The organism is Streptomyces alkaliphilus (assembly GCF_014141535.1).
GTDB lineage: Bacteria > Actinomycetota > Actinomycetes > Streptomycetales > Streptomycetaceae > Streptomyces > Streptomyces alkaliphilus.
This window is the reverse complement of sequence record NZ_VKHT01000270.1, coordinates 1-5,665: the sequence shown is the minus strand read 5'-3', so window position 1 is coordinate 5,665 and position 5,665 is coordinate 1. Positions and strand designations below refer to the sequence as shown.

The window sequence follows — 5,665 nt, the reverse complement described above, 5'->3', positions numbered from 1 at the left end:
GCGGGGCACGGCGGGCAGCCGGGCGTCGGCGTGCCGCCGCCGGGCCAGTGCCACCTGGAGCACGAACGCCTCGTCCCACTTCAGGCGCCGCCGGGCCGCCTCCACCTCGGCCCGCCCGGAGGGTCGGTGGACGCGGCGCAGTGCCTCCGGCAGCGGCGGGAGGTCGTGGTCGGCCCGCAGCCGGGGCGGGAGCGGGTCCTCCACCCCGGCCCACCGGTCGGCCTCCAGCGAGGCGAGCACGGTGTCCACGGCCTTGGCGATCTTCCAGGACTCCATCTGTCGACAGGCCGGGTACAGCGGGATGAGCCGCGCCGTGAAGGCGGCGACCGCGTCGGCCTCGCCGCCGGGGCCCTCCCCCGCGGTACCCAGCAGTTGGTAGGCAGGGTGGGCCAGTTGCAACCGGCGGTTGAACAGGGAGACCTTGCCGGCGAACAGGCCGCGCCGCCCCGGCAGCAGCTCCCGCTTGTGGTGGTGGGCGCCCCGGCCGAAGAAGACCAGCCGGAGCCGGCCGCTGCCGTCGGTGAGGGTCACCTCCAGCCGCTGTCCCCGGCCCCGGTTGAAGGTCAACACCCGCGCGTCGGCGACCTCGGCGACGACGGTGACGTGCTCGTCCACGGGCAGATCGGAGAGTCGGGTGAGCTCGCCGCGCTCGGCGTAACGGCGCGGGTAGTGGTGCAGGAGGTCACCGACGGTGTGCAGGTCGAGATGGGCGGCCAGCACCTTGGCGGTGGCCCCGCCCACCGACCGGGAGAGCGGGGCGGCCAGGGGATCGGCGGCGGACCGGGACGACGGCGGGGTGCTGGAGGTCTCGGATGGGGCGCTCACCCGCCCATTGCACACCATCCCACCGACAACCCCGGTGATCCGGGGCCGCGCGACCCCCGACGGCCCCGTTCACCACCGCCGGGGAACACGCGGACGGCGGCACGGCACCCCGGGGCCCGGTCCCGGCTCACTCCACGCCGATCAGCAGCGGGGAGCCCTGTCGTCCCTCGTACCGGACGGTGTCCACCCCGGGGTGCCGCGAGCGCAGGTACTCCTCCAGCCGGTCGGCCAACCCGCCGGGGACACCCGACCCGGTGACCAGGGTGACCAGTTCCCCGCCGCCGGAGAGCATCCGGTCCAGCACCTCGGCCGCGATCCGCAGGTGATCGTCGCCGAACACGACCACGTCGCCGTCGATCAGTCCGAGCACGGCACCCGCCCGGCACACTCCCGCGCTGGTCCACGACTCGGCTTCGGCGGTGCCCAACTCACCGAAACGGGTGGCTCCGGCGGCGGACGTCATGGCCACCACGTCCTCGTCGAAACGCCGCTCCGGGGCGTGCACCGCCAGCGCGGCGAGCCCCTGCACCGGGGAGCGGGTGGGGATGACGGAGACCCGGATTCCCGCCCGGCGGGCCTCCTGCGCGGCGGCGGCGGCCGGATGCCACAGCGCCGTGTCGTTGGGCAACAGCACCACCTCCGGGGCGCCCGCCGCGCGGAGCGCCCCGGCCAGTTCCCCGACCGAGGGGGGTTCGTCGGCGGAGGCGGTCAACGGCACCGCGCCGGCCTCCCGGCACAGTTCGGCGAGACCGTCACCGGGGAGCACCGCGACGACCGCCCTGGCGGGGCCGGTCTCCGCGGCCGTCTCCCCCGCGGGCGCCGTCCCGGTGTCCGCCGAGGGGAGGTGGGCGATGCGGATACGGTGCGGGCGACCGACCCGGATGCCGGCCTCCACGGCGGCACCCGGTTCGTCGGTGTGCAGGTGGAGGTGCCACAGGCCGTCGCCGCCCACCACGACCAGGGAGTCGCCCATCCGGTCGAGACGATCGCGCAGTTCGGGCACGACGGCGTCGTCGGCGTCCAGGAGGTAGATCACCTCGAAGGCGGGTCCCGGGCCGGTGTCGGCGGGCGCGCAGGCGGCGGGACGTTCCCCGGCCGGACCGGCGTCGGTGAGGAGGGGCCGGGCGCCGGGCCGCAGCGGTGGGTGCGCGCCCGCGGAACCCACCGGGCGGTGGCGCGTGCCCCGTCCCTGTACCGGGGCGCCACCGGAGACGGCGACGTCCAGGGCCTCCAGAACGGTGAGCAGTCCGCTGCCGCCGGCGTCCACCACCCCGGCCCGGGCGAGCACCGGGAGACGGTCGGGGGTGCCGGCCAGTGCCTCGCGGGCGCCCTCGCAGGCGGCCGTCACGGTCTCGGCCGCGCCGCCGCCGGCGGCCGCCTCCGCCGCACGGGCGGCGGCGGCGGCGACGGTCAGCATGGTGCCCTCCACCGGGTGCGCCACCGCTCGGTAGGCGGAGTCGGCGGCCGTGCGCAGGGCACGACGCAGGTCCCCGGCGGTGACGGCGTCCCCCACCGGGCCCAGTTCCACGGCCATGCCGCGCAGCAGTTGGGCGAGGATGGTTCCGGAGTTGCCGCGCGCCCCGATCAGCGCGCCGTGGGCCATCGCGCGCAGGGTCTCCGCCACGTCGGGGTCACCCGCTCCGGCGGCCTCCACGGCCCGGGCCGCCGACTCCATCGTCAGGTAGAGGTTGGTGCCCGTGTCGCCATCGGCCACCGGATAGACGTTGATCGCGTCGATGTCCTCCCGGGCGCGCCCCAGGGCGTCCAGCGAAAGGCGGCACCAGCGGCGCACCGTCCCGGCGTCCAACGGGCGCGTCACGGGCGATCCCTCCTCGGCGGCTCGGGGGACGATCGGTATCCGACCCGGGATCCCGACCGGGGCCCCGGGGAGCGCGTACCCGGGAACCGACCGTCGCAGCCTATGCGGCCGGAGGGCGGGACGGGGCCCGGTGGGGCGACCGGACAGGCCGATTTCGCCCGGCGGGAGGGCGCGGGGTATGCTGCTCCGGTTGCCCGATACCGTCGCGTGAGTCCGCTCCCGGGGTGTCGGGCGTCAATCCCCGGCCGAGGCCCCCGGACGTATCCGGTGCCGCAGGGCCGGGTCCCAGCGTACGTACCCGTCTCCCCGTTCTTCCGGGGTGACCCGTCTTTGGAGTGACCCGTGGCTGCCAACTGCGACGTCTGCGGCAAGGGGCCGGGCTTCGGCAACAGCATCTCCCACTCGCACCGCCGCACCCCCCGCCGTTGGAACCCCAACATCCAGCGCGTGCGGGCCGTGGTGAACGGTACGCCGAAGCGGCTGAACGCCTGCACCTCGTGCATCAAGGCCGGCAAGGTCACCCGCTGAGCGGATGACGCCGCCCGTGGGTGACCACGGGCGTGCCGACCGCCGTCGGCCCCGGGACGGACCGTCCCGGTAAGGCCACCGAGCCGATCCGTCCCCGTGACGGGTCGGCTCTTCGGCGTGCCCGGAGCGGGTGCGCGGGGGACGCCGGGCCGGGGCCCCGGGCGGGAGCGGACGGAAGGTTCGCTCCCGCCCGCTCCGGCGGCCCCTGACCGCCGCGGGGCCACGGGCTCAGTCGACCGGTCCCCCGACCGGGGGGATGCCGTGGCCGTGGCGCACCGGACCGATCCCCCCGCCCAGCGGGAAGCCGGCCGCGATCGCGGCCGTGACGTACTCCTTGGCCGCCCTGACGGCACCGGGCACGTCCGTCCCGCGGGCGAGGTGCGCGGCGAGCGCGGCGGCGAGCGTGCAGCCGGTGCCGTGGGTGTGCCGGTTGTCCAGTCGGGGGGCGCGCAACCGGTACTCGGTGGTGCCGTCGGTCAACAGGTCCACGGCGTCCCCTCTCAGGTGCCCGCCCTTGATCAGTGCCCAGCGGGAGCCCAGCGCCAGGACGGCGTCGGCCGCCCGCCGCATGTCCTCCTCGCGCTCCACCCGGATGCCGGTCAGTTGCGCCACCTCGTCGAGGTTGGGCGTGGCCACCAGGGCCTCGGGGAGCAGCAGGGTGCGCACGACCTCCAGGGCCCCCGGGTCCAGCAGGGAATCACCGTGTTTGGAGACGCCCACCGGATCCACGACCACCGGCGCGTCCACGGTCCCCAGCAGTCCGGCGACGGTCTCCACGAGCGTCGCGTCGGCGAGCATCCCGGTCTTGATCGCCCGCACCCCGATGTCGTCGACCACGGCCCGGAACTGCTCGACGACCGCCTCGGGGGGCAATGGCCAGGCCCCCCGCACGCCCAGGGAGTTCTGGGCCGTGACGGCGGTGAGCACGCTCATCCCGTGGGTGCCCAGGGCGAGCATGGTCTTCAGGTCCGCCTGGATGCCGGCACCGCCACCGGAGTCGGAGCCGGCGACGGTGAGCACGGTCGGCGGGGCTCCCGCCGCGACCGCGGGGGACGCGGCGGGGCCGTTCGCCGGATCGGGGCCGGTGCGGGGCTCGCTCACAGTGCCTCCTCGGGGGTGTTGAAGTGGTCCCATCCCCCGGCACGGTCCCAGAGCGCGTCGTCCACCGTCACGGCCGGCGGCGCGGTGGGGGGCAGGACCTCGCCGATGCGCCGCCACCGGGCGGGCAGCTTGGTGTGCGGTGGGAAGGTGGCCACGATGGCGTGGTCCTCGCCGCCGGTGAGCACCCACTCCAGGGGGTCCACGCCGACGGCGTTGCCGATGTCGGACATCTGCGCGGGCACGTCCAACGCCGCCGAGCGCAGGTTGATGCGCACGTGGCTGGCCCGGGCGATGTGCCCCAGGTCGGCCAGCAGGCCGTCACTGACGTCGGTCATCGAGGTGGCACCGAGCTCCGCGGCCAGGGGGCCCGCCGCGTAGGGCGGTTCGGGACGGCGGTGGGCCTCCACGAAGGCACGCGGGGAGCGGAACCCGCGCGCCAGGACGGCGTACCCGGCCGCGGACCAGCCCAGCCAGCCGTTGACCGCGACCACGTCCCCGGGTCGGGCCCCGGAACGGGTGACCGGCTCGCGGTGGCGCAGGTCCCCCAGCGCGGTGATCGAGACGGTGATCGTCGCGCCCCGGACCACGTCGCCGCCCGCCACCCCGGCACCGGCGGCGCGGCACTCGTCCCGGATGCCGTCCATCAGCTCCAGCGGCCAGGTGGCCGAGAGTTCCGCGGGAACCACCAGGCCGAGCAGCAGTGCGGTCGGGGAGGCCCCCATGGCGGCCACGTCGGCCAGGTTCTGCGCGGCGGCCTTGCGGCCGACGTCGTAGGCGGTGGACCAGTCGCGGCGGAAGTGCCGGCCCTCCACCAGGATGTCGGTGGTGGCGACGACGCGCCGATCCGGCGCCGCGACCACCGCGGCGTCGTCTCCCGGGCCCAGCCGCACGGCGGGTGCGTCGCTGATCCGGGCGGTGAGCTCCCGGATCAACCCGAACTCGCCCAGCTCGCCCACGGTGCCCTTCACTCCGCTCTCCTCATGTCTCGTCTCCGGCCATCGGGTCAACCTGTGGTGCCCGGCGGCCCCGACAACTCCCTGCCGCAGGTCATGACGCGCTACGGTAGCGCCCCGATCCTCGAAGCCGCCCTGGAGGACCCGTGGTACAGGCGTACATCCTGATTCAGACCGAGGTGGGCAAGGCGTCCACCGTGGCCGACGTGATCTCCGAGCTGCCCGGTGTCGTCCGCGCGGAGGACGTCACCGGTCCGTACGACGTGATCGCACGAGCCGAGGCGGACTCCGTGGACGAGCTGGGCCGCCTGGTGGTCGCCGAGGTGCAGCGGGTACCGGGGATCACGCGGACACTGACCTGCCCCGTCGTCCATCTGTGAGAGGGGGCGACACGGAGGCCGGGTCCCCCCTCGCCCCGCCGGGGGTCGTGGCCCCGCTC

The 5,665-nt window shown here is 75.6% G+C and carries 6 protein-coding genes; 2 read left to right on the top strand and 4 right to left on the bottom strand.

Going from position 1 to position 5,665, the window contains the following annotated elements; all coding sequences use genetic code 11:
* Both FNQ90_RS10910 and FNQ90_RS10905 read right to left on the bottom strand, forming a co-directional pair.
* Window positions 1–825 (bottom strand): OB-fold nucleic acid binding domain-containing protein (locus tag FNQ90_RS10910; protein ID WP_407699340.1); only part of this gene is annotated, 825 nt, incomplete at its 3' end.
* A 127-nt stretch (window positions 826–952) separates the two neighbouring features.
* Window positions 953–2,644 carry a DAK2 domain-containing protein gene (locus FNQ90_RS10905; protein ID WP_182606189.1) on the bottom strand — a complete coding sequence of 564 codons (1,692 nt, stop codon included), beginning with the start codon at window positions 2,642–2,644 and terminating at the stop codon, window positions 953–955.
* A gap of 342 nt (window positions 2,645–2,986) precedes the next feature.
* Here FNQ90_RS10905 and rpmB point away from each other — a divergent pair, with 342 nt between their 5' ends.
* Window positions 2,987–3,172 (top strand): 50S ribosomal protein L28, encoded by a 186-nt coding sequence (gene rpmB, locus FNQ90_RS10900; RefSeq protein ID WP_129842680.1) that lies wholly within the window; start codon window positions 2,987–2,989, stop codon window positions 3,170–3,172.
* A 228-nt stretch (window positions 3,173–3,400) separates the two neighbouring features.
* On the opposite strand, the gene thiD is transcribed toward rpmB, so the two are convergent.
* Together thiD and FNQ90_RS10890 are read right to left on the bottom strand one after the other, a co-directional pair.
* Entirely contained in the window at window positions 3,401–4,192 is a 792-nt protein-coding gene (thiD, locus tag FNQ90_RS10895; protein WP_323379878.1) for a bifunctional hydroxymethylpyrimidine kinase/phosphomethylpyrimidine kinase, read from the bottom strand.
* Window positions 4,193–4,269: 77 nt separating this feature from the next.
* Entirely contained in the window at window positions 4,270–5,241 is a 972-nt protein-coding gene (locus tag FNQ90_RS10890; RefSeq protein ID WP_143620627.1) for a thiamine-phosphate kinase, read from the bottom strand.
* A 131-nt stretch (window positions 5,242–5,372) separates the two neighbouring features.
* On the opposite strand from FNQ90_RS10890, the gene FNQ90_RS10885 reads away from it, so the two are divergent.
* The gene (locus FNQ90_RS10885) at window positions 5,373–5,606 is read left to right on the top strand and encodes an Lrp/AsnC family transcriptional regulator (protein WP_182606187.1); all 234 of its coding nucleotides are present in this window, start codon (window positions 5,373–5,375) and stop codon (window positions 5,604–5,606) included.
* Window positions 5,607–5,665: the final 59 nt, after the last annotated feature.